The organism is Bdellovibrio sp. BIS2 (assembly GCF_055398295.1).
The window spans coordinates 699,836-726,588 of sequence record NZ_AP035879.1; the positions used below are offsets into that span (position 1 = coordinate 699,836).

General features: G+C 50.3%; 28 protein-coding genes. 15 read left to right on the plus strand and 13 right to left on the minus strand.

The genetic code is table 11. From position 1 onward, the window contains the following. Nucleotides 1-3 precede the first annotated feature (3 nt). Nucleotides 4-1,806 (minus strand): alpha/beta fold hydrolase, encoded by a 1,803-nt coding sequence (locus tag ACZ520_RS03395; RefSeq protein WP_464127564.1) that lies wholly within the window; start codon nt 1,804-1,806, stop codon nt 4-6. Nucleotides 1,807-2,097: 291 nt separating this feature from the next. Between ACZ520_RS03395 and ACZ520_RS03400 the strand changes: the two genes are divergently transcribed. From ACZ520_RS03400 to ACZ520_RS03435, 8 genes are all read left to right on the plus strand, one after another. Further along, nucleotides 2,098-2,250: a hypothetical protein gene (locus ACZ520_RS03400; protein WP_157678793.1), complete on the plus strand. Its 153-nt coding sequence runs from the start codon at nt 2,098-2,100 to the stop codon at nt 2,248-2,250. Nucleotides 2,251-2,314: 64 nt separating this feature from the next. Further along, a complete protein-coding gene (locus tag ACZ520_RS03405; protein WP_416479439.1) occupies nt 2,315-3,661 on the plus strand; it encodes a hypothetical protein in 1,347 nt (448 codons plus the stop codon). 61 nt (nt 3,662-3,722) lie between these two features. Then, nucleotides 3,723-4,802, plus strand: coding sequence for a metallophosphoesterase family protein (locus ACZ520_RS03410; protein ID WP_157678792.1), 1,080 nt, complete (start codon nt 3,723-3,725; stop codon nt 4,800-4,802). 232 nt (nt 4,803-5,034) lie between these two features. After that, nucleotides 5,035-6,252 carry a glucose-6-phosphate isomerase gene (locus ACZ520_RS03415; RefSeq protein WP_088566180.1) on the plus strand — a complete coding sequence of 406 codons (1,218 nt, stop codon included), beginning with the start codon at nt 5,035-5,037 and terminating at the stop codon, nt 6,250-6,252. Nucleotides 6,253-6,289: 37 nt separating this feature from the next. Continuing rightward, a complete protein-coding gene (locus ACZ520_RS03420; RefSeq protein ID WP_041583460.1) occupies nt 6,290-7,222 on the plus strand; it encodes a diguanylate cyclase in 933 nt (310 codons plus the stop codon). A 443-nt stretch (nt 7,223-7,665) separates the two neighbouring features. After that, nucleotides 7,666-8,286, plus strand: a complete 621-nt coding sequence (locus ACZ520_RS03425) for an RNA polymerase sigma factor (RefSeq protein ID WP_011163302.1) — start codon at nt 7,666-7,668, stop codon at nt 8,284-8,286. Nucleotides 8,287-8,292: 6 nt separating this feature from the next. After that, the gene (locus ACZ520_RS03430; protein WP_374032089.1) at nt 8,293-8,772 is read left to right on the plus strand and encodes a hypothetical protein; all 480 of its coding nucleotides are present in this window, start codon (nt 8,293-8,295) and stop codon (nt 8,770-8,772) included. An 81-nt stretch (nt 8,773-8,853) separates the two neighbouring features. Continuing rightward, nucleotides 8,854-9,282 (plus strand): hypothetical protein, encoded by a 429-nt coding sequence (locus tag ACZ520_RS03435; RefSeq protein WP_374032090.1) that lies wholly within the window; start codon nt 8,854-8,856, stop codon nt 9,280-9,282. 32 nt (nt 9,283-9,314) lie between these two features. On the opposite strand, the gene ACZ520_RS03440 is transcribed toward ACZ520_RS03435, so the two are convergent. From ACZ520_RS03440 to ACZ520_RS03485, 10 genes are all read right to left on the minus strand, one after another. Next, nucleotides 9,315-9,716 (minus strand): hypothetical protein, encoded by a 402-nt coding sequence (locus tag ACZ520_RS03440; protein ID WP_232468725.1) that lies wholly within the window; start codon nt 9,714-9,716, stop codon nt 9,315-9,317. Next, entirely contained in the window at nt 9,707-10,897 is a 1,191-nt protein-coding gene (locus tag ACZ520_RS03445; protein WP_464127565.1) for a hypothetical protein, read from the minus strand. Before ACZ520_RS03445 ends, ACZ520_RS03440 begins: the two co-directional genes overlap by 10 nt. Before the next feature lie 8 nt (nt 10,898-10,905). Continuing rightward, nucleotides 10,906-11,739: a pilus assembly protein gene (locus ACZ520_RS03450; protein WP_464127566.1), complete on the minus strand. Its 834-nt coding sequence runs from the start codon at nt 11,737-11,739 to the stop codon at nt 10,906-10,908. A gap of 2 nt (nt 11,740-11,741) precedes the next feature. Next, on the minus strand, nt 11,742-13,313 hold the full coding sequence (locus ACZ520_RS03455) for a hypothetical protein (protein ID WP_464127567.1): 1,572 nt from the start codon (nt 13,311-13,313) through the stop codon (nt 11,742-11,744). 33 nt (nt 13,314-13,346) lie between these two features. Next, on the minus strand, nt 13,347-14,378 hold the full coding sequence (locus tag ACZ520_RS03460; protein ID WP_232468721.1) for a protease: 1,032 nt from the start codon (nt 14,376-14,378) through the stop codon (nt 13,347-13,349). A 31-nt stretch (nt 14,379-14,409) separates the two neighbouring features. Then, nucleotides 14,410-15,000, minus strand: a complete 591-nt coding sequence (locus ACZ520_RS03465; protein ID WP_464127568.1) for a cation-transporting ATPase — start codon at nt 14,998-15,000, stop codon at nt 14,410-14,412. After that, complete coding sequence (locus ACZ520_RS03470) at nt 15,000-17,696, minus strand: hypothetical protein (protein WP_374032095.1); 2,697 nt, start codon at nt 17,694-17,696, stop codon at nt 15,000-15,002. The genes ACZ520_RS03465 and ACZ520_RS03470 overlap by 1 nt, the downstream gene beginning before the upstream one ends. Nucleotides 17,697-17,724: 28 nt before the next feature. Beyond that, on the minus strand, nt 17,725-18,258 hold the full coding sequence (locus ACZ520_RS03475) for a protease (protein WP_088566173.1): 534 nt from the start codon (nt 18,256-18,258) through the stop codon (nt 17,725-17,727). Between the two features lie 358 nt (nt 18,259-18,616). Next, a complete protein-coding gene (locus ACZ520_RS03480) occupies nt 18,617-19,666 on the minus strand; it encodes an aminopeptidase (RefSeq protein WP_464127569.1) in 1,050 nt (349 codons plus the stop codon). Then, nucleotides 19,663-20,235 carry an outer membrane beta-barrel protein gene (locus ACZ520_RS03485; protein WP_088566907.1) on the minus strand — a complete coding sequence of 191 codons (573 nt, stop codon included), beginning with the start codon at nt 20,233-20,235 and terminating at the stop codon, nt 19,663-19,665. The genes ACZ520_RS03480 and ACZ520_RS03485 overlap by 4 nt, the downstream gene beginning before the upstream one ends. Before the next feature lie 87 nt (nt 20,236-20,322). On the opposite strand from ACZ520_RS03485, the gene msrB reads away from it, so the two are divergent. Then, on the plus strand, nt 20,323-20,739 hold the full coding sequence (gene msrB, locus ACZ520_RS03490) for a peptide-methionine (R)-S-oxide reductase MsrB (protein WP_374032097.1): 417 nt from the start codon (nt 20,323-20,325) through the stop codon (nt 20,737-20,739). 62 nt (nt 20,740-20,801) lie between these two features. Then, nucleotides 20,802-21,521, plus strand: coding sequence for a DUF3750 domain-containing protein (locus ACZ520_RS03495; protein WP_088566170.1), 720 nt, complete (start codon nt 20,802-20,804; stop codon nt 21,519-21,521). A 9-nt stretch (nt 21,522-21,530) separates the two neighbouring features. Here ACZ520_RS03495 and ACZ520_RS03500 read toward each other — a convergent pair whose 3' ends face one another. Next, on the minus strand, nt 21,531-22,418 hold the full coding sequence (locus ACZ520_RS03500) for an energy transducer TonB family protein (RefSeq protein ID WP_464127570.1): 888 nt from the start codon (nt 22,416-22,418) through the stop codon (nt 21,531-21,533). 92 nt (nt 22,419-22,510) lie between these two features. Between ACZ520_RS03500 and ACZ520_RS03505 the strand changes: the two genes are divergently transcribed. The 5 genes from ACZ520_RS03505 (at nt 22,511) to ACZ520_RS03525 (ending at nt 25,880) form a co-directional block, all read left to right on the plus strand. Then, complete coding sequence (locus ACZ520_RS03505; protein ID WP_088566168.1) at nt 22,511-23,020, plus strand: PilZ domain-containing protein; 510 nt, start codon at nt 22,511-22,513, stop codon at nt 23,018-23,020. A 155-nt stretch (nt 23,021-23,175) separates the two neighbouring features. Next, nucleotides 23,176-24,519 carry a PhoH family protein gene (locus tag ACZ520_RS03510; protein ID WP_088566167.1) on the plus strand — a complete coding sequence of 448 codons (1,344 nt, stop codon included), beginning with the start codon at nt 23,176-23,178 and terminating at the stop codon, nt 24,517-24,519. 18 nt (nt 24,520-24,537) lie between these two features. Further along, complete coding sequence (locus ACZ520_RS03515) at nt 24,538-24,957, plus strand: MaoC family dehydratase (RefSeq protein WP_015089911.1); 420 nt, start codon at nt 24,538-24,540, stop codon at nt 24,955-24,957. Further along, on the plus strand, nt 24,954-25,382 hold the full coding sequence (locus ACZ520_RS03520; RefSeq protein WP_088566166.1) for a BLUF domain-containing protein: 429 nt from the start codon (nt 24,954-24,956) through the stop codon (nt 25,380-25,382). The genes ACZ520_RS03515 and ACZ520_RS03520 overlap by 4 nt, the downstream gene beginning before the upstream one ends. A 66-nt stretch (nt 25,383-25,448) precedes the next feature. Then, the gene (locus ACZ520_RS03525) at nt 25,449-25,880 is read left to right on the plus strand and encodes a DoxX family protein (RefSeq protein ID WP_088566165.1); all 432 of its coding nucleotides are present in this window, start codon (nt 25,449-25,451) and stop codon (nt 25,878-25,880) included. 57 nt (nt 25,881-25,937) lie between these two features. Here ACZ520_RS03525 and lipB read toward each other — a convergent pair whose 3' ends face one another. Then, nucleotides 25,938-26,597: a lipoyl(octanoyl) transferase LipB gene (gene lipB, locus ACZ520_RS03530; RefSeq protein ID WP_088566164.1), complete on the minus strand. Its 660-nt coding sequence runs from the start codon at nt 26,595-26,597 to the stop codon at nt 25,938-25,940. Nucleotides 26,598-26,753: the final 156 nt, after the last annotated feature.

Sequence of the window (26,753 nt, forward strand, 5' to 3'; positions counted from 1 at the left end):
ACCTCAGGCAATGCGCAGTTTCGGCTTTTCGGCGGCCGGAGTTTGTTGCAAAGAATGCTGTTTCAGGAATTCCACCAGTTGCGGGAAAACCTCGGTATGACAGTACTGTCCCATGAAAACATCCTGATGCCCGTACTGGGAAAACTCTTTGTATTGAACCCGGTCGGCGTTTTTTGTGGTCTTTAATTCTTCATAGGTCTTTTTATTTGAGCCGGGGAAGATGTGATTGTCGCCCCCGGAAATCAGCAGAGTGGGTGGCATTTCCTGAAGTTTCATTTTTTCCAGGTAGTTGATCTGACCATCAAACGACAGCGAATGACGAGCCAGCAGCATTTTGCGGATGTGCTTATGATAGTGGAAACTTGTTCCGCCGAACAGGTCCATCAGACGACGATGAGTCACCGGATGAATGTTGCGATGGTTGTAAACTGCCGGGAAGCCCCAGCCCCACATGAAGCTCACCATATGACAAGCGGGCTCGCGGCATTCACTGCGCAGGGATCTTTCCATCCAGTACAGCCATTTGCCAAAGGCCCGACCGGGCATGTAAGGGATGCGTGGACTGACATAGGCATAGCCAAACACCGTTTCAAAGATTTCAGGACCCACCATCATTTTCAGCATGGATTGCCAGCGCACTTGCGGAGTCAACGACACACTATTGGAAATAATGCTTGCGATATTCGTCACATATCCGGCGGCGTAAGAGGCCATAAATGCCAATGAGCCGACACAATGGGCAACCACATGGATGCGCACGTCGTTTCCGCATTGTTCCCGGATGAATTCCACGGCGCGGGGAATATCGTATTTGGCGATATCATCGATGGTGTAGCCGTGCGGTGAAAGGTTGTAGTTAAATCTGCCGCTTCCGCGCCAGTCCAGGGACCACACGTCGGTGTAGCCCGCGCCATGCAGGTGATTCACCAGATTTTCATGCTCCGGCATGATGAACATATCGGTTGACGTTGTCAGTCCATGCAGCAGCAGCACCACATCTTTTTGTGGCCCGCAGTTGAATCGCTGAATCGAAATACTCAGGCCGTCGCGGGTGTCCAGCGGGTGCAGGGTCTTTTCCCCCAAAGCCACACCTTGCGTGGTGTGAGGCGGATAAATATGTTCATTCCAGCGCGCCGAAGAGGTGGTAAAAATGAACGGAGCGTAGACCTCCCAAAGATTTCCCAGGAAGGATTTGAAGTACTTCAAGATAGCCTCTTTGTCTTCCAAAGAGTTCGCTGCATTGGTTTTGAAGCTTCCCATCTGTTTGATGAAGTCTTTTAAAGAGATGCGCAGAATACCCACCCCCTGAACCTTCTTTTCCCCAAAGTTTTCATAGGTGGAATGGCCTTCCCACAAATAGAAATACAAAGTCGTGGTTTGCTCCCAGATTTCCCGGGCGTCTTCTTTGATCACGTCTTTAAAGCCAAACAAGGTCCATTTTTTTTCTTCACGGTCCTGAAAGAACAACGTGTAGTGCATTTCTTTCGCGGTATCCATGTTGGGACTGGCGGCCGGGCGGGTGAACAGATGAAAATGGCCTTCCAGAATGGGAAGCTCATCACCAAAGCGAACGTCAGTCACGGTGCCGGAAACTTTGGAAGGGGTGCTGTTGTCGGCGTGAAACTTGGCCAGGTCCGGCACATGAATCTGCAGATTGAATTCAAAAGGAAGTTTATCAAAGCGTTCAGATTCTTTTTGAAAGTCAGATTGTGCAAGCGGTGACGAGGGCTGCAGCGTGAATTTCTTCGCCACAAAAAAACCCGCCATTCTTTCACTGAACTCAAGAGAGAGGACTTCAACAGACATGCAACTATCCTTTGTTTATATTAACGTTACGGTGTTTTTACGAAAACATGAATATGTCTCAAGCCCAGTTAAAGTGGACGCAGCTAAAAATTGTCGGACGCATTACAGGGCAGTAAAGGCTCAGTTAAAGATTCGTCCGAATATGATGGAATAAGGGATCCATAGTTTGACCGAAAATCGCAGACAAACGGAACAGCGGAGGCTATGATAGTGAAAACTAAATAGTAAACCGGGTTCCGCTGATTTGGCGGAAGTTTATGGATGGTAGGGTCGCCATCAAAAGGAGACCCTATGGAACTTCCACAGAAGTTTTTGAACCTGTTGGTGATCATCATCCCTCTTGGTTTGTTTATCGTTGCCTTCTTCGTGCTGGACCGTCTGCAAAAAGCCCGGAAATCCGAGAAAGACGATCTCAATACGAGACACCCCGGACCTAGATCCTGATATTGATCCGGCTTTGTTTTATACTTAAAGGGAAGTCCGGAAAATTCCGATATTTCCCTTAGACATGAGCAAAAAGAAAAAGAAATCTTCAGCCGCAGAGAATCTGATTGAGTCATTGATGGATGATCTCAAGGAGATTCAATCCGAGTCCTCGTATCGTGCAAGCGATACGGGCGAGGAATATAATGGGCTGCCTGCTCTTGCCACAGATGAAAATCGTCTGGATGCGACTGGCGTCGGCGGGAACATCTGGGACAGTCTGGAACAGGGACTTGGGAAAGATGCTGCCAAAGACATCGACTCTTCAGAGTTTGTCGGTGGCGCGGAATATTCCGCAGAGTCCAATGAAAGTTCTTACGACGGCTCTTACAACACTCCGGAGATTCCTGAAGTGGAGTCATCCGATTCCGACGATTTTGAAATGCCCGAAGGCTTCGGCGATCTGCCGCCTTCTGAGCGCTTCATGATGGGTCCTTCCGTGGGCGAAGAGGAACGTTACAACGGTCCTTCTGCGGATGCCGGCTATCAGTCCGCGGATGATCTGGATGCGATGCCTGTGTCGGCGATGGATGATGATTCCACTCGTCCGGTGTTCAGCTCGCAACCTGCCGGTGAAGACAAAACCGTTTCCATCCAACAGGATTTCAACGCCACCAGCTCTGTTGTGGGCGGTACTGATGCGGATAAAACCGTGGCGGTTGAAGGTTTTGCCAACGCCCGTGTGGGTTCACGCAAATCCCAGCCCGAAGTGGACGTCAAAGTCAGCGTCGGAAACTTCCGTGGCAGCCGTGGGGCCGCCAACGTGATGACTTCCGTGGATGCCAGCCTGGCTCAGGCCGAAAACCTGAAGCTGGCGCAGCAGCGCATCCTGGAGCTTGAACGCGAAGTGGAACACCTGCGTGGTGAAAATGAAGAGCTGGCTTCGGCTGGTGAAATCATTCGTTCCCGCACTGATGATCTGACCGTCCGTATTTCTGAAATTGAAAAAGAAAAAACCGAGATGCAGGAATCCGCGCAAAGCGAGATCCTGATCCTGAAAGGGAACCTTCAGTACAAAGAGAACGAGGTTGCCAAGGCGCGTATCAAGGTTGAAGAACTTGAAACTAGACTAAAATCTGACTTCAAAAAGATCCGCGTCCGCGAACGGGAACTGGAAAACCGCCTGGAGTTGCTCCGTGCGGAAAAGTCCGCCCTTGTTCGGTCCAAAGATGAGTATATTTTAGAACAAAAAAGAAAGATTGATCAGCTCTCTCAGGAACTCGATAATTACCGTAAGAAATGTCTTGAGCTTAACAAGACGATCGAGGCCAACCAGGATCAAGTCAAACGAACCGAGCGCGCACTGCGTTTGGCTTTGACGAACCTGGAGGCGAAAGAAGAGAATCTCGTTCCGTTGAAGAAAGCTGAGTAGTATGGAGTCCGCTTCCCAGGTAGAAAGTAGCGAGGGCACCGCCGTCGCGAAACCTGCTCCCGTGAAAAAAATCAAGATCATCGTCAGTGATCTCCATTTGGGGAAGGGCCGCCTGTTGGAAAAAGGCGGAATCAATTCACTCGAAGAATTCTATTACGGGGAAAAGCTGGTGGAATTCATTCACTTCTATTCCACCGGTGTCTATCGTGACTATGAAGTCGAACTGATTATCAACGGGGACTTCCTGAACTTCCTGCAGTGTGATTACAAGGGCCACTTCCTTTCAGTGATCACCGAATCCGTCACCTTGGAAATTCTGAAAGACTGCGTGAACGGGCATAAAGCTGTCTTTACTGCTTTGGCCGAATTCGCCGCAAAACCCGGTAACACCATCACCTATATCGTCGGCAACCACGATCAGGGAATGCTGTGGCCCGCCTGCCGCGCTTACCTGAATCAGGTCATCGGGACGCCAATTCGTTTTAAAAACATCGTCTATTTCTTTGATGGAGTTCATATCGAACACGGCCACATGCATGAGGCCGCCAATCGTATGGACCCCAAAAAGTTTTTCCTGAAAAAGGATCTGGTGGAACCGATCCTCAACCTGCCGTTTGGATCCCATTTCTTCCTGGAAGTCGTGTTGAAAATCAAACAGCACTACCCCCACGTCGACAAGATCCGTCCTTTTGGCAAAATGGTCCGCTGGGCTTTCCTGAACGAAACCGGAACAATGGTTCGCGCGTTCTTTATGGCCATGGGATATTTCCTGAAAAGCATCCTGGTAAAGGATCCGCGCCGTCATTGGCCTTTGAAGCGTATCATTCAGGTGATTGCGGAAAGCGCCATCTTTCCGGATTTAAGTGAATCGGCGCGTAAAATCCTGGGGGATGACCGTGTGCACACAGTCATCTTTGGTCACACGCACGTGTACCAGTATCGCCAGTGGTCAGAGAATAAAGAATATTTCAATACGGGAACATGGACTGAGATCACTTCTTTGGATATTGTGTCCTTGGGAAAGATCACGAAACTAACCTATGTTCTTATCGAATACCCTGAAGACGGAGGTCGGCCGCGAGGCAGATTGAAGGAGTGGAAGGGTTACCACAAAATCGAAGAAGACGTAGCTATTTCCTAGGCGGGCGATGAAAACAGCCCGATCGACTGCGTTGTCGGGTCGCCTTCTCGCTTCGACGTGCTTGGAGCACGCCTGCGCTGCGAGGGCGCCCCTCCGCCTTGCGCTCGGACTGTTTTGATCACCCGCTTATTTTCCGTTGGTTTCTGGCTGGCCCTTCGGGCGCCGCGTGGGGGCTGGCTCCCTTTGGGAGCGTCGCTGGGTTGGGATAAACTTTTAGAAAGAGATGCACGTTATGTTGGAGATTTCGCATTCGTTTCATAAAATTGATGAATCTGTTTTGGTGAAGTGTCAGGAGTCTTTGAAGTTGTTTTTGCAACGTAAAGAGATTGGCTTTCCGCAGGTGATGGAGCGGGTTTCTTTGTGGCAGCAGTCTTATAAAGTTGGGACTGAGCTGGCAGAGAAATTTAAGAAGATTGTTATCGTGGGTCTTGGTGGTAGTTCGCTGGGGACTCGGGTGATTGCGGAAGTGTTCTGTGCTCGCAATATGTTCTTTGTCGACAATGTGGATGCTCTGGAATTTGAGACTTTGATTGAAGAGCTGGGGGACCTGAAAGAGGTTGCTTGGGTTTTCATTTCCAAGAGCGGAACTACGATTGAGTCTTTGTGTGCTTTGGAGCTTGTGGATCAGATTTACACGGAAGAGAAACTGAATCTTCCCAAGCACAGTGTGGTTATTTCTGAAACCAAAGACAGCAGTTTGATGGCTTGGGCTCGCAAGCATTCTATTCCTACTTGTGAAATTCCTTTGGATGTTGGGGGGCGCTTCTCGGTGCTTTCTCCGGTGGGGATGATGCCGGCGGCGTTCCTGGGGTTGGACCTTGAAAAGTTCCGTGTGGGCGCGATGCGTGCTTTGAATGACACGGCAGTTGTGACTCAGACGATGGCGCAAGTGGCGCAAAGTTATAAGCGTGAAGAATGGATCACTCTGCTTTGGATTTACAATTCTCGTATGAAGTCTTTCGGGGCTTGGTATCAGCAGCTTTGGGCCGAGTCATTGGGGAAACCTGAGACTCGTGCGGGGAAACCGGCTCCGCGTGTGAGCACGCCGATGTCTGCTGTTGGGGCTTCGGATCAGCATTCGATTTTGCAGCAGGTGATGGAAGGAACCAAAGACAAGTTCGTTGTGTTCCAGCGTGTGGAGGAATCCGAGGCGGGTTCCTTGCGTATCAAGAAAGCTCAGTTCAAAGAAACTCAGGATCTTGAAGGTCGCACGATGGGTGAACTTTTGCGGGCAGAAGGTTTGGCCACGCAAGAGGCTTTGAATCAGAGTGGTGTGTCCACGATGACTCTTAAGACTAAAGTCCTAGATGAACACTCTTTGGGTTACATGTTCATGTTCTGGCAGCTTGTGGTTGCGGGGCTTGGAGATTACCTGGAAATCGACGCCTTCAATCAGCCGGGTGTCGAGCTGGGCAAGAGACTAGCGAAAGAGAAATTGAAGAAAGCATGATTGTCAGGTGACGGGGGGAAGTTTTATACTTTTCCCTATGGCTCACAACGATGACAATTCAGACAACTTAGAAAAAACCAGTATTGTTGCCAGCGACACTTTCAAGGGTCGTCTTAAAGAGGCGGATGATGTTCCGCCGGCAATTGTTGTTTTGATCGGCCCTCCGGGCTACGTCGGTAAACAATATCCTATCACGGCCAGTGACATTGTCATCGGCCGCTCTGTGGAAAGCCAAGTCTACATTGATGATAAAAGTTTGAGCCGCTCTCACGCAAAGTTCGCTGTCAATGGCAGTGAAGTGTCCGTGATCGATTTGGGTTCCACCAATAAAACCATTGTGAATGGTCAGGTGATCCCGCCACTGGCATCGTGCCTTTTGAAAAACAATGATCAGATCAAAACCGGCAACGTGATCTTCAAGTTCCTTGAAAAAGGCAGCATCGAAGCCATGACCAATGCGGCGATGTACGATCGTGCGCAGAAGGATGCATTGACGGGTGCTCATTCCAAAGGGGCGCTTTTGGACAAGGGCCCTGAAGCGATGAAACGCGCCGAAGTTCTGAACGAGCCCTTCAGTCTTGTGACTTTCGATATCGATCACTTTAAAAAGATCAACGACAGCTACGGGCATCCGGGCGGTGACTATGTTCTGAAGGAACTGTGCCGTATCGTGATCACCAAGCTGATTCGCTCCAACGACTTCTTTGCTCGTTACGGTGGTGAAGAGTTCGTGCTGCTGCTTTCCGGTTCTCCATCCAAAACAGCCGGTGAAGTGGGCGAACGTATCCGTCAGACGATCGAAGCCCATGACTTTACATTTGAAGGCAAGAAGATCCCGGTGACCATCTCTGTGGGTGTTGCCACCAAGCTTCCAAATGAAACTGAATGGACTCAAGTGTACGACCGTGCCGACAAGGCGCTGTACCAGTCCAAACAGGGTGGCCGTAACCGTACGACCATCGTCGCTTAAATTTAGTTTTTATCCCGGGGTTGGCTTCTTACAAGACTTTACTGAAGACACTCCAAACCTGGGATTCTTAAAGCCGCAGCCCAAAAAGTTGCGGCTTTTTTTCATATTACCTTGGTCTAGGGCCGCTTTGGCCAATTTTACAGTTCCTCTATATATAGACATAAAACTGCTGCCTTCCGTCAGCTCTGCTTAAAACTTAGTACAGGTTTTGATCCATAAGAAATGATTATGGGTGTTATAACGGAATGCGTAATTCCTAAGTTGTTTCATATATTTAGGGCCACTTTGACTCTTCAAAATCAGGCATCATCGTTGCATTAGTGAAAGAGTGTAGGCATCGCGGGTTTGGGGGCGAATTTACCGGGTGCTGGGGGGAGCAGAATGGCTCTTTCGGGAAAAAAATTCAGAACGTTAACCGAATTTAGACAGAAACGAGTCAAAGTATGGAGAGAGATCTAAACGTAACGGATCTTGAACTGGTAGAAAAAGTGAAGTCTGGCGACAGACGTTCTTTTTCCGAACTCGTGAAACGACATCAGAGAAGTGTGCTGCGTATGAGTTTGCGGTTCGTAAAGGACATGGACACAGCTGAGGACGTGACGCAAGAAGCGTTCATCAAGGCTTACGAAAAGCTGAACACCTTCGAAGGTCGTTCTTCTTTCAAGAGCTGGTTGTTCCAGATCGCCGTGAACACGGCACGCAACAAACTGCGTGAGTGGAAACGCGACACCGTGGATATCGACGATGTGCAATTGGCTGTAGATGCGGAGGCCGAAACTACACTCGTCCATACGGCGGTTTCTGACATACTTAAAAATGAAGTAGAGAAGCTGCCGTTCAAGCAGAAAACAGCCCTGGTTCTTCGTGTGTACGAGGACCTGAGCTTTAACGAGATTGCTGATATCATGGAGTGCCCATACGATACAGCGAAGGCGAATTACAGACATGCTCTGATGAAACTTCGTCAGACATTCGAACAGCAGGCTGAATTGAAGAACTGGACGGAAGAAGTAGGTGGCTTCTTCCTCGAGGTTAACCAAAGATTTGCGGAAGCAGAAGGATAAGAATCGATGGACAACGTGGACCGTATGGATCGCATGGATAAAGTGCGCAAAGGCCTTAAAGCCGCCGACGATATGGAACTGCCCATGAACGAGGACTTCTTCGATCGTTTGCATGACAAGATCATGGCGGAAGTGGAAACAACGGAAATCAAACCTGCTCCGGTGCTGATGACTCCGCGGAATCTGCTTCGCTCTCACTGGCGAGGATGGCTTTATCCCGTCAGCGGCGTAGCTTCGCTGATGGCCTTCGCTGTTCTTTTGATGCCGCAGGTGTCAAAAGTAAACCAGTCGATGACCAGAGCCGGGCTTCTGAGCGACGGGCATGAGCGCATTGTCTCTGAGGCCCTTTTGTCCCCAGAGGAGATTTCCCAGACCTTGATCAGCACGCAGAGCGAATCTGACTTTTTTATGGACGTAGCTCGCGAATCATTCGAAAATTTATCTGTAGATAAATTCAATAAAATCATGGGTGAAAGCGGACGCTAATCACCCTGACTCGGGTGAGACAACGTGCTGCTGAAGACTCTGTTCCCAATATTCCTAATATGTCTAAATTCGGCTTTCTCCGTGGCTGTAGCTGCGGAGAAACGCAATCAGCTTGAAGAACTTCTCATCTGGAAGATGAGCGACGAATTGAAGCTGAACACCTCCGAAGAAAAGAAATTCTCTGAAATTGTCCGGGACATCAATAAACGCAAAGCCCAGTTCAATCTGGAGCTGCAGGCTTCCGTCGATAAAATGAACAAAGCCACCACGGCAAAATCCAAGGATGAAGAGCTGACTCGCTATCGCAAGTCTTTGCAAAGCTATGGTCGAATGAATGAAGAGGAGTTCGACAAGCTAAAGCCCCTTTTGGGGCCTGAGCGCATGGTGCAGTATCTGCAAATCAAACAGGACCTGACCAACCGGATTAAAACCATGCTGGCCAATCCTGAGGTCACTCCTGGGAAAACCGCCAAACCACTGCCTTCTCCGAAATTGATCGAAGAGAAGTAACAAAAAAGCCGTCTTTCGACGGCTTTTTGTTTTTAGAAGATCTCCCAACCGGAAATGACGTCGATTCCAGAGTCGCAGGGCTGAAACTGGTAAGGACAATGAATCAGCGCCTTGAAGCGTTCGTCGTTGCCATCGTCAAAGACAAACACCCCTTGAGAAGTGCCGTCATTGGCCCGGTACATCCCTTTGACCGCAGCATAGCGACCCTTGGAATCACGAGCGATGATGGAGTTCGGGCACTGATCCAGATTGTATTGTTCAATTTTAAAGTCATAACTTTCAAACTGCGAAATCTGGTTGCGAGCCAATGTGGTGATACGACCATCCTGGATCTGCAGCGGTTGCAGGATTTTGAAGTTGTTCACATTGTCGCGGGATTGGGCCGGTCCATAGACCACACACGCCATAACCAAAGCACTTGTCACTAGCGACATTGTTGACCTCCATAGCGGGATGTTTCACCCCAGCGCACCGCCGGGCTCCAGCGGGCATCGGCGACCAGATGGCCGTCGATCATTTTTAAAAACAATTCCCAGGCGTTGTTGGCGGCAAAGCCCGTCATCACATGACAAGCTGTCAGAACCTCTTTGGCGTCCTTGATGTCGCCAATAGCACCAGGCACCTCATAGTTGTTCTTGCGCCAGTACATCAGGTCATTCAACTGACCGTAAGCTTCGCGCAGACGGGCGTCGCGGCGGTTGGTGGAGTGTTCATCCAGCAGACCCGCAGACGGGCAGCGGCCTCCGGCATCACGCACGGCCTTCCAGGCGGCGTTCACCGCATCCACGCGGCCCTGCCACAGGTTGCAGATGCTTTCCACGACCACATCAATGCGCTCGTCGATTGTCGGAGGTCTGAGGCGCAGTTCTTTTCTGATGCTTTCATGCCATTGGTAAATCTGCTTGCGGGTCGGACGTCCATAAGAGGTCCATCCGGCCATTTCAAACTGCTGATTGTTCGCCGCAGGGGATGTCGCCGTTTTCCAGACACGGAACCCACCCAGACGACTGATCGGCCAGGTGTAAGGATTGCGCGTGGTGATCAGTTCCCGCACCTTGGAAGGTGTTGTGGAATACAAAGAGCGGATGAAACCGTTTTCATTCACATTGATGATCATTTCGGCGTGTCCGCCACGGGTGCCGACGATGTTTTCCTCTTCCGCCGTCAGAGTGGGGTTCAGAAAGATGGCGCCCGGGCGCACGTATTCGCGCTTGATTGCCACCGGAACCGTATCATGTCCCAGTGTCTGGGTGCTGGTCAGATCCGACACCAGTTGGATGAACTTGCGAACGCGGTCCTTTTCCGGCAGGCGATCCCAGTTCGTCATGGACTGAGTCAGGCTGCGCTTCATGTTTTCAATATTTGTGAAGGCCACTGGCAAAGAGTTCTCGTAAGCAAAGATGATCCTTGCTGCATAGACGGCATCTGCGCAATCCGTGGAAATGCGGTACCAGGGATTCGCTGGATTTGAAAAAATATCGGCCTTGAAGTTTTCCACCACCCATTGGGAATAGCGGTCTTCCTGCGCTTGAGACCACACATTCTGGGCATTCCAGACGGCGGCCTGGGCCGTCAACCCGGTTGACATGATCAAGGCAATAATCAGTGCTTTCACGTTCACACCTAGAAGATATCGACGGACAGTTCGATTTCATTATCCGTCAAAACATTGGAGCGTGCTGCGGCCGAGGCCTCTTTAAACTCAAAAACCACTTCGCAGAATTTGGGGGCTCGCTGTGGCCAGTTGGCGTTTAGGACCATGACGTTGTCACGGAAGGTTCCGTCAAAGGCCGCCCAGTTGGTCGTGTAAGAATAGTCCACCTGCATACTGTCGCCGGGGCTGACTTGATTGGCCTGGCGGGTGTCGGTGCGACCCGAGCGCAAATCACAGGACGTTGTCACACGATAGTACAGATTCGCAGCCGCAGTATAGGCGTTCGCAGAGTTTCGTACGTTGGCGGCCAATGAATAAATTCTTTCGCTGAAGTCTTCTTCACCGGTATTGCCGTTACCAACACCGTTGCCGTTGTTGCCATTGTTTTTGCAATTGCCATAGCCATGGCCCCCGCCATTGCCATTATTGCCTTTGCACTGAGCCAGTGGGCCCAGATAGCATATGTGCACTTTGTATCCGACACCCATGGTCTCATACGAAAAAGACATCTTCAGGCGGGTGATGCGGGACAACCACTGATTGCCAAAAGAGAACAGCTTGTCAGAGTCCTCATTCAGCGCCAGTCCCACACTGCGGTTGCGCCAGGGTGAACTTACCGGAGAGCTCAGGTCCTCATAGCTCACGCTGCCCGAAAACGAGCCCGGAGAAGGGGCCACAGGTGAAGCGGTGCGGGTCACGTTGCAGACAAAAATATCCTCAGAGCTGGATGAAACTGTGACATCCACCTGGGCAAAAGCGGGGCAGGAAAAAACAGCAATCAGGGTGACAAGAAGTGCTTTCATTCTTACGGCTCACATCTGTAGCGAGGCAGAGTTTTCACCTGCTTGTTCATAACCACGCCCTGCGGGGATTCTTTGATCACGCGGATGTCATTCAAGTCGAAGTTGCCACCATCCCCCTTTTCACCCACGGTGAATTCAGCAGAGAAGCGGTTCCAGAACTTTTGTTTTCCGGAAAGATAGCACTGACCATGGCTGGGATCGCACAGGCGCTCATAGTAAGTCGGCCACAGGCGCGTGGAACCCAGTTTCTTGAAATAGCTCAGGGACATGTCCAGATCTGAATTCAGATCGCCGGAGGAAATATGCGGCAAGCCCGTCAAACGTGGCAGGCCCAGCAGGTCAGACAATGGCTGAATGGACTGGATTTGATCCAATCCCGCAACACCATTGGCCGCTTTCAGATCGATCAGAAACTGCTCGGCTCTGTTCAGATAGATATAGAAGTCCTCAAACGGGTCAATCATGGTTACAACCACTTTATAGCGCTCACCTTTGACGAAATTCAGGCCATCAATGCTTTGTTGCGGGAAGCGCATCAGCCCCTGCCAGTTGCCTTGAATGGTGCCGCCGCTGGTCCATCCGTCGATGAAGACAGACTTTTGCGAGCCGACCTTAAAGACTTCAACTTCGGCCGCCACCGGGATGTTGTAAGCAGACGGTGCCGTGCACAGGCCAGCCTGGTTGCAGAACAAAGGCTGTCGGTTATCCACGGACAGGTACATGTTCAGATCCACGCGCTCTTCACCGGCTTGACGGAACTGAAGGTCGCCCATGTTGAATTCAGCATTGTAAGTGGTGGGGAAGCGTGGAGCTTCCATTCCCACGTCTTCGCTTAGCTCCATCATGTTGGCGGGAGCCTGCAGAGTAAAACGATAGCGGGAAGAACCAATGGCAGTCACGTCAGGGCTGAGACCGGAATCATCGCCTACAACATAAGAATTCAAAGCCGCTTCGATGTCGCCGAACTCAAGCCCCAGTTCTTTCATTTTTTCCTGAGTGGCGCACTCAGGCTTTAAACCCATGGTGATGGAAAGATTGTAGCTGGGGTTGATGGTCAGGAAGCAGTACTCCCCTTCCATTTGCACCATGCTGGCACCCTGCGGGATGGTTTTGCAGTATTGCTGGTCGGATTTATAACGAAGGGGGCGGCCGTTGACTTCGGCCACGGTCACAAAGGCGCATTGCTGCAGGAATTTGTGCTGTCGTTTAACCAGAGATTTCTTTTGATTGTGATCCATCGGCTTGCTGAAAATCGAATTTTCGATTTTGCAGATGTTTTCATCCGGTAGGTCACCATCAAGGGAAATATCCGCCACATCCGAAACATCACTCGGCATATAGACGCCTTTGGAAAGCATCAGGAAGCTGCCGGCACTTTCAGTGCACTTGTCGATCATTTGTGGAAGGATCGTCGAACCTTCGCCATCGCCGTAAATACGGATCGGCGGATTGGATTCAAAGTTGATCGCAAAATTGTGTTTCATGTCACGAGAAGCGCGGCAGGCGAAAGCTTCGCCTGCCAGCATAAATACAACCCCTGAAAGGATCAGAACCGTAAGATTTTTGAATTTCATAAGACCGATCCTTTCAGAGACCAAGAGGGGCGATTAGTTCGCAGCGCCTTCTTCGATTTTAGTGTAAGTACACATTTCAGCACCGTGACGTTGCCATTTTCTCAGGTTTTTGATGGCAGCAGCATGGTTTGTCTCTTTGAACACATAACGTACACGGCAGAAGCGTGGAGTTTTTGTGTTTTGGTTGATCCATGTGTTGTAAAGGTCTTTAGCACCATTCAAAGTGGTTGGCTGGTTTGTACCAGTGAAGAAGTCACCGCCACCGTTTTGTGGAGCATTCCAGTCAGAGAACTTCGCTTCGTTATCCAGCATGTTGTACTGGTTAGCGTTGTTGCGAGCGTATTTGAATGTGTTCATACCTTGAAGGTCGCACACAGTGTAAGACTCAACAGTCAAGCCGGACAAAGTCGTGTACTTGATGTTTGGAGTCATGTTCAAACCATCACGACCGTGGTTGAAACCTGGACCGTCTGGGTTGTTGTCACCTGGGTTAACGCCAGTAGCAACGAAGTCAGTTGCAGAAACCTGAGCCAACAGGCTGAAGTTAGCAACTACGTTGTCTTCCCAGTACTCAATCTGAGGGCCACGGTAGCAGATATCAACGAAGTACTCAGCACCATAAAGCTCGGAACCAAGGTTGAAGCTCAGTTCTTTGATACGGTTAGAGAATGCATCTTCGTGGTTTACCAAAGTTGCGAAAGAACCCTGACCAGCTTGACGGGTAGTCGCTGTCCAGTTTGTGTTCCATTTAGCATCGCCAGTGTTCCAAGAGCTGTATTGACCCTTCATGTAGTCCATCAGGTACTCACCACCGTTGTCGTTAGTACAAACGCAACGAGTGTGGCAGGTAGCATCAGTACAAGTACCCGCAGTACAAGCGATCTGAGTGTCTTCGAAGTAGCACGCTTTGTGAGCGGATGCATTGTGCTTCAAACCAGCATTACAAGCGTAGATGTCTGGACCAGAGCTGAAGGTTTTGAATTTGAAACGCAAAGAGATTGCGTTCGCGCTTTGTGCAGAGATCAGTAGCATGGCTACCGCTGCAAATTTCATCAAGTTAGTCATTGTTTTCTCCTTTTGATCTAACGTTCTGTTTTTAAGGTTTACTGTTCACTTTAATTTCGTTGTTGGTTCCGGTTTCCACTTGAGGGTTGTACTCCAAAACGTACATTCCCTGGTTGTATTGGCCGGTCCCTTCGCAAACTATGAATTTGATCCGGGATGGTTCCTGAAACTTGTTTTTTTCAAGGACAATCAGCGGTTGCCCGGTGCCGGTCGGACACAGTCCCTGGAATCTTGCCATCACTTCCTGATTGTCGATGGCGGAATAGAAGTTATAGATGCTTTGGGCGGCCACAAAGATGTGATCCTTTGTGAACACTCGGGCCACTTCCGCTGCAGGCAGAACGCGCTGACTGTTGCGGTACAGGCGGTCGATCTCGGTAAATACGGTGCGCAGGATCGGGTTGGTGGTGCCCAGGCAGTTGAAGCAAAGCTCCTGCTCTTTCCAGCATGAATTCTGGGATTTGCAAACTTCCTGGCACAGGGTTTCGTCGGGACGGCAGTAAAGAGTGACGGTGTCCTGGAATTCGCCGCGAGGACCGGTGCCGACAGCGGATTCAACCGACCAGGCAAAGGCTGCTGGGGAGTTCAAAAGAAGCATCAGGGACAGCAAAATCGATCTCATTATTTCCCCATCGCTCTTCTGCAGGACTTGTGGAATCCGTACATGGAATGTGTTCTGAAGTTTTCAACTTTGCGCTCATTGCAGGTGAAGCGAATGACCGCTTCGCCTTTGCACAGATCAGACTTGATCCATGCTTCTTTGGTGTCGGATGGCGGCCATTGGCTGTCATCATCTTCGCGGATATAAACTTCGTGAACCTTGGTGTTGTAGGCCTTTTCAAAGACATCAGCGGCTTTGGCGGCACAACTGTCTCTGAAACATTTCAGACCTTTGCTGAGCTGATCCACACAGTGGGATGGGATCTGGCCGTATTTTTTGTAAACTTCGGCCGCGTAGGCGGCGTTCACTTCCCAGGATTTCGGGATGTTTACTTTGTCTTTCTTCGCAGAGAAGTACTTCTGGAAGGTGCGGAACAGATACACTACAAACTTCGCGGGATTCACCACGCCGAATGTGGAGGTGGATGCTGCCGCCACCGCAGTGAAGTTCAGGGTGCAGCCGCCGCAGAAAGAACGTGCGGTTTTTGCGCCGGTCGCAAAATCACTTGGATTGTTGGAAACAACTTCATTGGACTGTTTGGAATCACAGTAATTCACCGTCAGACCAGAGAAAGAATAGAAGTTATAGTTCTTGATACCGTTGTTATTCAGGGAAACCGCACAGGGTGCGCCCAGCAAAGGACCAAAATCCGCCACCAGAGATGTTTGCATTTTGGATTTTTCCACACGTGGATCAAATTTGATTTTACCGTCTTTCACCAACTGGTTGAAAGAAGCCACTTTGGGAGCGGTAAAGTTCACGTCCACATAGATTGGCAGGATGTTCCAGCCGAAAAGGGCGGTATTGGCCAGATCCACCATCAGCACTTTGTTCATGCGCTGGGTTTGGAACCAGGGATCGTACATTTTGCAGGTTTTCAGTTCAGAGTACGGGTTGAACAGATTCGGATCAGAAGTTTTACCTGCCAGGGGAACCAGCGCATCGGCATAGGTAGAAACCGCATAAAGGTCCACCATGCTTTTCACCATCAGGCGGGTGCAGTCCACAGAGCTGTAGCAGATCGCCTGGGCCCCCGCAACAGACTGGTTGTTCCAGGACAGCAGAGGCTGGTTGTTGAATGCTGTCGGGATGAATTTGGCTTCTTCCGGATTGGCCTGAAGCTGCATCATCTCTTTCGCCCAGGGGGCGAAGCCGGACTTGTTCACGGTGTATCCGGATTTATTCCAGTAGTTTTGTTTTTCAAGCTCGTTACAGAAGGGCAGAACCTGAGCTGAAACCGCGTTGAAGAAGTTCACGTGCTCCTGCAAAGAGCGGCGGTCGGAGTACTGCATCTGAGTCATGTTTTTAAGCTGAGCAATGCGATCGATATCGGACTTGAGGAAGTCCAGGGTCTCGTCGCCGGCCAGACGGATCTCAGTGCACATGTAGTAAAGCTCATTCATCATGGCTTCATTGCCACGGTGGGCGCTGATGTCTTTGGAAACCACGGAGCTTAACACGGCGGCGCCCAGTTGATCCTGCAACAGGTTCAAATTGGTGATCGCGGCCTGATACTTGGTTTTCATCAGAGCGCGGGACTGAATCACATTTTTACGGAAGTTCGCCAGCCATTCTTGAGCGCTGTCGAAGGACTGCGTGCCCAAGAAGTCATTGTTCACGCCACGAACGCCTTTTTCCAGCATCTCGGCTTCCGTTCCCACCGGGACGGTGTCGAAGTGTTCAGGCGTCGGGCCGCTGATTTTAGCCAGCTCGCGGATGCTGTTTGACGAAAGATATTCGCTGTCACAGGAAGGCTTTGTCATGGACTTGCAGCCGTTCGGAGTGAACATGATGGATTCTTCCAAGGCGATAGAGCGGAAGATGCGACCGAAGGAAGGGCTTAGCTGTTCAACTTCGTTGGTGTGTCTCCACGCCCAGGACAGATAGATTTTCAAGCTGTTCCAGAAGTCGAAACCCTGTTGTGCCAGGGAGTTTGCATTCGTTTCCCAGTCGATTTGCAAGGTCACGAAACGGTTGTTCAGTTTGTCATCGGCGTTAAAGCAACCCGTCAGATAGTCCGCTTCGTTCAGGTAGGCCAGGGCGATGTCCTGCAGGTTGGCCTGGTTGACTTCAGGGTTTTGCAGATGCCCCTGCAGAGCCGAGAATTTTTTGATGTAATAGCAGCCCAGGCGGTCTTTGGAGGCATGCAGAGGGAAATTTTGTTGAGTGAAGCTGTCAAAGGCCAGCAGTTCAGCGCGTTTTCCGGCGCGGGCCCAGATTTGAGAAAGGTAGTCATTCAACTCGGTGCAATTGCCACCACTGGCTTCGCAGCTGCGGTTGACCTGCAGATACTTTGGCAGATCCGCAGTTTTCAGATTCATGGGCAGCACCGGAAGCTGCCCACGGATCATTTTGTTCATGATGTTCAGGGTCATGTAGGCCACCGAAAGTCGGAATTCCTTCATGGCCTTGTTGCTGTATTCTTCCGTGTTCAGGCCGCGCAATTTGGCGACGGAGTTCGCGGTTTTGCCGGCATTGTAACCATCAATCATGATCATGATGGAGGATGTCGGCTTTTCAGAATCCAGCGCGCACTGGGCGCGGTTGGTGAATTTCAGAGGACTCAGAAGACTTGTCTGATGGGCTGGCACTTCCGCACGGCTTAGTGCCGGCAGGGTGCAGGCCATCAGTAAAGTGATCAACGTGAGTTTGTTCATGAGTCCTCTGTATTTCCAGTTACCGGGTTTAGTTCAGCGCTTTGCAGTTATCGACTTTGTTCAGCATCGTCGTGTAGAACAGAATCACAGTTTGATCTGCAGGGGAGAAGTTACGCTTCGTTGAGCCGTCGGCGTTCACCATGTTGTACATGTACGTGTTCACGAAACGATAAACCGAAGGAGTCACACGCAGCGTGGAGTTGCAGGAGTAGTTCTTGTAAGTCACTGTGATACCTGCGTAGTAGTCACCACCATTGTTCGTGGAATTCTGGCTGTCGCCGATGTAGAAGTTGTTGCCGCCGCTGTTTGGATTGTCGCCGTAGCCAACCTGGAAGCTCACCGTCCAGCCTTCGCCGTGACCATCAGTTCCTACGATAGAGCAAAGGTTGCCTCTGCAAGCCACGGCCATTTCGTTTTCGATCTTTCTCTGGATCTCTGCTTCTGTGTAATGTGGATTTGGACGAGGATCGTAATCTGGGCTGCCACCATCGAATTCATCAGCGTGGACAGTAAGGGACATTGCTAGTGCTACAAGGGCAGCACCTAGGAACTTCAATTTCATGCTCTCTCCGGTTTCTTTGTGACTTGTCAGGGTCCTGTTACGTTCTGTTGCTTCCTGACATGGTTTTTTGAAAGTGAGCGAGTTTTAGTCGTATTTTTTTTATTCCGCCAGCAGAGACACACTGCGCGTGTAAAGAATTCTTCAATGATATCAAAGGGTCACATCGCCCGAATGGGTTATATGATACTTTAGCAATTTCGCATTGTTAGATTCTTAACAATGCTCGGCTGCTATTTGAACTGGATTTTGATCGTGGTTTTACGTGTTTAGCGAAACATTACAAAACTGGCAGAAAATTTCGCAGATTTTTGCCTAAACAGGAGGCTGTGGAATAAGCCTGATTTTCGGGGGTTAGCCCTTACGGGGGAGAGAGCATTTTTTTGAGTTCTGCGGACGGATCTTTGACTTTTTCTAGGCCGCGACAGGCCTCAATGAAGGAAAAATAGCTGCGATCCCTGAGTTCGTACAGCTTTTCGAAGTCACTCAAGTCCTGCATATACGTGCGATACACCAGCAAGCGGGCATTGTTCAGCTTCGCATCGGCGAATCTTTTATAGCTTTCCGTCTTCAGGCGCGGCACCACTTCAGCAGAAAATTTACTCTGGATCTGCTGTATCCGCTGCGTGCGTTTTTCTTCGGATCTTTCACTGGATGGAAGTTCCTTGTACCACTTTTCAAGCGCATCCAGTTCGGCCGAAATAAACTGCGAAAACACTTTGCTGTCGTCGTTTTCAGACTGAATCAACTTCAGTGTCGGCGAGTCTGCACCTTCTTTTTTCAAATAGAAAAGCTCGGCGCCTTTGTTGCCCAGAAACGTGGCCAGGCGTTCGTTGAAGTCGGCGGAATTTTTGATGTACAGCGTGGCATGCACAGTTTCATGAATGATCGTGTTCACCAGATCATAGTCATCATAGCGAAGCATCGAACTTAAAATCGGATCATTGAACCAGCCCAGCGTGCTGTAGGCTGAAACGCCGCGCATGTAGGTGTCGAGGTTGTCCTGCTGCAGGGATTTTTCCTCTTCCTTGGCGTCGTCTTCATTGAAGTAACCTTTGTAAGGCATTTTTCCCATGAACGGATAAGACCACTGATGATGTTTCAGTTCCCACTTGGGGGCGGCGCTGACCACGTAGGTGACATAGGGGCGGCCCAGTTCTACGTAAGAGGTGTAGTTCTTGGTGGATTTCAGATGCAGTTCGGTTTCGGCAAAGGTGCGGGCTTCCTGCGCAAGCTTCAGCTTTTTCTTTTTGCCTTCATCCAGGTTTGGATCTTTCAAAGCTTCATCGACGGGAATGCGGCTGTTAAGCAGCTTCATCTGCCCATAGCCCGACTTCATCAGATAGCCCATCTGGCATCCGCTGTTCAGCGTGGCGACGGCAAGAAGTGTCAGGCCAAGTTTCAGCCTCATAATGCCCAGGTCACACCGGCACGGATGGAGCTGTCGTCCGTTTGCAGGCCGTCACCGATCGGTGTTTTCCATACATCATAGCTCAGTTTGATGCCCAAAGATTCAGTGACTTTGATCTTCAAGCCCACGCCATAGCTGGGAACGGTGACGGATTCAGGTTCGATTGTGTAAGTGTCCTGACCTTCGATTTTAATCTGCTGATAGCGGCTGATCTGCGCTCCGCCGCCTTTGATGTAAGGCTGGAACAACGCGGTTTTATCCGCAAAAACCAAAATCAAATCCGCCCCGAGGATCTGGGACTTTTGTGTCGTTGTACGGCGGGCGTCGGATGGACTGGCTTTTTCTTCACGCAGGCCCGTGGCATCGGTGTAGCTCAGTTCCAGAGCCAGGCGCTCCAGGAAATACAGGGACAGCGAACCTGTGATGGATTCAGAGTCAAAAGAGTTGTCTTTGTCGAAGGTGGTGGTTTTTCTTCCGTAAGACAGGCCCAATTCTGTGAACATGGCATAAGCGGGCATAGAGGTCGAAATCAGAACGGCCAATAGGGTCAGGGATAAAAACTTCTTCATTCCCACATAGTAGCAAGGTTGAGTGGCGAACGACATGAATTCGGCCACACTCTGGACTAAAGCTCCTGGACCGGGTACAACTAAAGTATGGCTGACAAGGTTTTAAAATGCGGGCTTCCCTCTGACGAGAGCGAGCTGAAAAAGATTCTGACCCCTGAACAATATCGCATCATGGTTGAAAATGGCACTGAACGTCCGTTCCAGAATGCCTATTGGAATCATCATGAGCAGGGCATTTATGTCGATGCGATTTCCGGAGTGCCGCTGTTTTCCAGCGACGACAAATTTGATTCCGGTTCGGGCTGGCCCAGCTTCACGCGTCCGATTTCTGCGGATGCGGTGAAAGAGATCGCCGACTATTCCCATGGCATGACTCGTATCGAGGTGCGAGCGTCGTCGTCGAATTCCCACTTGGGGCATGTGTTTGATGACGGACCGGAGCCAACGGGACTTCGTTACTGCATCAATTCGGCGTCGTTGAAATTCATTCCGCGGAAAGCTTAAGTTCTGAGCAGACCTCAGCATTTAATCCCGCAAAAAAATAAAAATTAGTCCATACTGGTGAAATGAAATTCATCGGATCTTTTATTGCTTTCATGTTGTTGGGTTTTCAATCGCAAGCGCAAGACTGGCGCACGGCCACCCGGGACAGTGCACATCTGGCGCCAACCCCTCAGGAAGAAAAAGGCGCCGTGGTTCAGGTGTATGCGGCCCGCACGGTCAGTTGGCGTGGCTACTTTGCCGTTCATTCCTGGATCGCGACCAAGGCCAAAGATGCCGATCACTATAGGACCTATCACGTGATCGGGTGGCGAGTGAAAAGAGGTTTGGAGGCTGTTCGCATCGAGGCGGACATTCCGGATCGTCACTGGTTTGGTGCCAAGCCCGAACTGATCGAAGACCTGCGTGGTGCCGAGGCGGAAGCTGCCATTCCGCAAATCGACAAGCTGGCGCGCGATTATGCCTACAAAAACACTTACCGCGCTTATCCGGGCCCGAACAGCAACACCTTTATTTCCCATATCATCCGCAACGTGCCGGAACTGAAGGTGGAACTTCCTCCGCACGCTATCGGCAAGGACTGGATCAATCAGGCGGACATCGTCGGCTGGAGTGAATCCAAGACCGGCGTGCAGTTTTCCTTGTTTGGAATGCTGGGGCTGACCGTGGGCTTGGGCGAGGGTGTTGAGCTGAATCTGCTGGGCCTGAACTTCGGGGTTGATTTCATGCGACCGGCATTGAAGCTGCCGATGGTTGGCCGGGTTGGAATGAGCGACAAGCCTTAGTCGTGATCTTTAGTTGCGGTTCACCAGAGCTGGTGGGCTGTAGCGCACAGTGAAAGAAAACACGAGGTGAATGTAGCCATCCTCTTTCACCATCTCTTGCGGCGGATTCGGGAAGATGCGGGCTTCCTTGAAGGCATTCACCGCCGCCATATCAAAGTTTTTGATTCCTGAGCTTTTCATAATCAATGCCGAACGCAGATTGCCGTTGCGATCCAGAATAAATTCAGCCTGAGTCACCCAGTTGCGGTTCCCGGCGTTGATGCGATCAATGCGATCAAACTGATCGATGGCCTGCTGCACGCGGGTTTCCCAGCGGTAGCGGATCAGCTCTTCCACTCTGGCATAAAAAGTATAAAACAGATATCGGTCTGTGTTCAGGGCGGTGAATGAGCCCACCTTCACATCGGTGGGCAGGGATTCGCCGACGGAAGAAAAGCCGTCGTTGTAGCGTCTCATTTCGGCCAGTTCTTTGGAAATATCCACATTGCGATAGCCGTCTTTGTCGACATCCTCGGTGTTGTGCTGCTGTTTTTTCTGTTCAGCCACTTTTGGCGGGGCGGACTCGGGTTTGTTCACCGCACTTTCACGGTTGCTGCGGTTTTGGGTCATACCGGATTTTGCTGCCTGAGTTTCTTCTTTCACACGCTGTTTTTGCTCAGACAGAAAGCGCGCCAAAGTTTCATCCTCGGGCAGTTTCATTTTCTCCGGCACCACCGCCTGGCGTACCACGGAGCGGTCTTTGGGTTTCAGGGCATTGAAGATTTTCTGTTCGTCGGAAAGGGTGACTTCGATCACTTCGGGTTCTGGCAGTTGCAGTTTGGGCGCAAGCCAGATCAGGCCCACGATGACCAAAAAATGGAACATAAAACTGCAGAGAATCGCCCTAATGACTGCCATTGTCTCATTTTAAGCCGAAACTGGACCTTTGGGCAAGACGGCTAAAGTTGAAACACATTCTGCCGATAAGAAATGAGTCAACAGGGGGAAAAATGGGGAAAGTTCTCGATATTACGCCACGCCTAAGATCTCAGAATTCTTTGGAAAACAAGGGAATTGAGGTCCGCGCGGAAGTTCTCGACATTACAGAGGCCCGCCAGGAAATTTTGAGCCGGGACCGTCGTGACGTAAAAAGAACAATTTTAACTGAATTCGTGGGAGCTTTTGTCGTACTTCCTGAAAAGGGCCTTTTGAAGGCCGCGCTATACGACATTTCGGAAAACGGTTTGGCTTTTGATCTGGAGCTGGCTGAAGGCGGCTTTGTGGCCGGGGATGAAGTGGCGATGCGAGTGTATTTGAATCACTCCACGTACTTCCCATTCACGATCACTGTGTCCAACAGCCGTGCCATCGAAGACGAAGGCGTTGTTCGTCATGGTGCCGGTTTTGTCAAAGGCACGATGAATGATGTAGCGCTTCATCACTTTGTGAAGTTCATCGAAAACGTCAGTGCGAGTCTGAAAACAGATTCCGGCGACGTTCTTGTTTCTCACATCTCCTGATAACCTGTCCTGATATTATGAAAGTGGCAAAGGCCCGGTGATTTTTCGCCGGGTCTTTTTATTTTTTGGGACGCCGTTTTGCGTGGACTTTGGTCCTGCGATTTGTTGCAATTTAGCTGTGAAGTGTTTGCAGCTGAAAACAGTTTGCAGCACGCATGGACTATAACTACGGAGGGTGTCCATTGAGCAAAGCTAAGCGCAGAAAAATTGTTGTCGATACGAACGTGATCCTTTTCGATTCCCAGGCAATCCTGAGATTCGGTGAGGCTGACGTACACATTCCTATCTCTGTTATCGAGGAAGTCGACAAGTTCAAACGTGACCAGGGTGAAAACGGTCGAAATGCGCGTCAGTTCAGCCGCTTTATCGACGTTCTTCGTTCCAAGGGCTCATTGGCCAGCGGTGTTCAGATCGACAACTCCGAAACCATGGTATACATCAACACGGATCTGATGCTGGCAGGTATGCCGTCAGAGCTGGATCATCAGAAAGCGGACAACCGTATTCTGAACACAGCTTTGGCTTTGCAAAAGCAGCACCCGCGCTACAAGGTTGAGTTGATCACCAAAGACATCAACCTGCGTATCAAGGCGGATGTTTACGGTGTCATTGCCAATGACTATGATGCCAACGATATCAACCGTGATGATCTTTACGAGGGTTATCAGGAGATCATGGTGTCTCCAGAGCAGATTGATGCCTTCTATCGCGAAAAACGCTTCATCACAGACGTGAAACTTTATGGCAATCAGTACGTGATCATGAAAGATGCGGCGAACCCGAATCATTCTGCGATTGGTCGTTACAGCCTGGCGGACAAGGCCATTGTTCCTTTGATGCAGGCCGCTGATTCCATCTGGGGCATTCATGCCCGAAATGTCGAGCAAGCCTTCGCATTGGACTGTTTGCTGAATGATGAAATCATGTTTGTATCCCTGGTGGGTAAAGCCGGTACGGGTAAAACATTGATGGCGATTGCCGCGGGTCTTCATAAAACTTTGGATCAAGGGCAGTTCCAGCGCTTGCTGGTGTCCCGTCCGATTTTCCCTATGGGCCGCGATATCGGTTACCTGCCTGGTGACATCGAGCAGAAATTGAATCCTTGGATGCAGCCTATCTTCGATAACGTCGAATTTTTGATGGGTGCGGACAAAAAAGCAGCGGGGCGTGCGCAAGAATTGATCAATCAGGGGATGCTGAACATTGAGCCTCTGACTTACATTCGCGGTCGCAGCATTCCGAAGCAGTACCTGATCGTCGACGAAGCACAAAACTTGACTCCGCACGAGATCAAGACAATTGTTACGCGTGCCGGTCGAGGGACAAAGGTTGTCCTTACGGGCGACGTCTATCAGATCGATAATCCTTACGTGGATTCCGCGAACAGCGGTTTGACCTATGCGGTTGAGAGATTCAAGGGCCATCCAATTGCGGCCCATGTGACTCTGACCAAAGGTGAAAGATCTGAGCTGGCCGAGCTGGCAGCAAATATCTTGTAGGTTTTTAGGAGTTTTTTCATGGCTGAAGTGATTGATGTAGGATTTGAAGCAAAGGTAACTGTGCAAGTGACGGACAAAATGATCCAGCAATTTGCGGAGCTATCCGGAGACCACAATCCAATTCATTTGAATGATGAATACGCATCAAAAACCCGTTTTGGTCGTCGTATCGCTCACGGTATGATTGTCGGCGCTCTGATCTCCAGAGCGCTGGTTGATGGTATCGGTCAGGGTGGTATTTACCTTGCTCAAAATATGAAATTCGTTAATCCGGTATTCGTTGATGATACGATTGTTATCACCATCAAAATCACTGGTTTGAGAAAAGAAAAAGGCATCGCGACGGTTGAAACGAACGTGGCGAAGGTTAATGGTGACGTTGTGGTTAAGGGTGATGCGGTGATCATGATGTCTACGACTGGCCCTGCCGGCATATGAGCGGAGTCTTCCATCTGGTCTACTTCAGCAAGGCCGCCGAGGATCTGAGTTACACGGACATCCGTGAGATCCTCGAAGTGTCCCGAAGAAACAATGCCCGCCTGGGCATTACGGGTCTGCTGATTTTTCGTGATGGATATTTCGTTCAGCTTCTGGAAGGGGACGAGGCTCCGGTGCGTAACGTACTGACTGCCATCCGTGACGATGATCGAAATTATTCCGTCAAAGTTTTGATTGAAGCCATCGGGGCAGAACGTCTGTTCCCGGACTGGTCCATGGCATTTCATGACGGCGATATCACCACAGCATCCAGCGAGCATCTGGTGGAATTGTTTGAATCAGTATCCGCCAGTGATCTGAGCAAGCGTGCGCTGATCATGCCGATCCTGAAAAAATTCCGCGCCTCCGCCCCCGAGTTAAAATAAAAGGTTCCTGGTTCTTTTTTAGGCCCACTGTGCGTTATGAACGAACATCATAGAAAGGATTCCCTGATGAAAACACTGCTGAGCAAACTGATTGCACCTAGAAATTTCAATACCAAGATGGATGACTTTGCGCTGACCGTACTGCGCGTGTTCATTGGTCTGACGATGGCATTCTCTCACGGTTTGGGGAAAGTTCCTCCGCCAGAGATGCTGGTGGAAGGTGTTCGCTCTATGGGCTTCCCGGCGCCGGAATTCTTTGCATGGTGTGCGGGCCTGGCTGAATTTGCCGGGGGTATTTTGCTGGCGTTGGGTCTGTTGACTCGTCCGGCAGCGGCTTTCATGGTGTTCACGATGGTCGTAGCCGTCTTTGGTGTGCACGCCGCCGATCCGTTCGTGAAGAAGGAAATGGGTCTGTTGTACCTGTTCACGGGTTTGTTCTTTGTGTTGCACGGGGCGGGTCGCTGGTCCGTCGATCACCTGATCACGAAAAAGAAGTAATTCCTGATTCAAGGGAAACAAAAAAGGAGCCGCAAGGCTCCTTTTATTTTTGTGGAATCAAAGCACTTCCAGCAAACGGCGTTTCAGTTTTTCTTTAAATTCCTTCACGTCGACCGGCGCCTTGAGCAGTTGTTCAAGGCTGATCATCACCTCCGGTGGGAAGCCGCAGGGACGAAGCCCTTGGAAGGCCTTCTCATCAAAAGTCAGATTGATGGCCGCTCCATGGAAGGCGACCCATTTGCGCACACCCACGCCAACAGAGGCGATCTTGTGATCTTGCACCCAGACACCCGTGTCATCGGCATCATGGCGGTTCAGGTTTTGTTTGGCCGAAGAGCGACCTTCGATACCGTTGAGTCCATAAGTTTTCAACACGTCGACAATGGCGTCTTCAAACACTTTCAAGTAAGGATTGATCTCGCGGTCTTTGCGACCCTTGCGGGTGTGGGAAAGATTCAAAATCGGATAGATCACAAGCTGGCTGGGACCGTGATAAGTGGCGCGGCCTCCACGAGTGACTTCCACCAGCGGGCCTTGCCAGGCAAAGATATCCTCGGCCTGAGTGGCGCGACCCACAGTCACCACCGGAGGATGCGTGCAGAACACAAGAAAGCCCGGAAGGTCTTCGTTATGCACCTTTTCCACCAGGTCATTTTGTTTTTTTAAGGCCTCATCATAGTTGATAAGTCCCCAATCCTGAAAAATCAGATCAGCCATATTTTGTTTGTGCCACTGATTTAGGTCCAAGTCATTCTTTCTCTTCAAAGGTCCAATTCAGAAAGCAGTGTGCAACCTTTGGACAGCAATTTCATTCGAGGTGTAAACGCACTAGTCACAAAAATTTCAAAATGAGATTCGCTTGAGAAGCGGCGG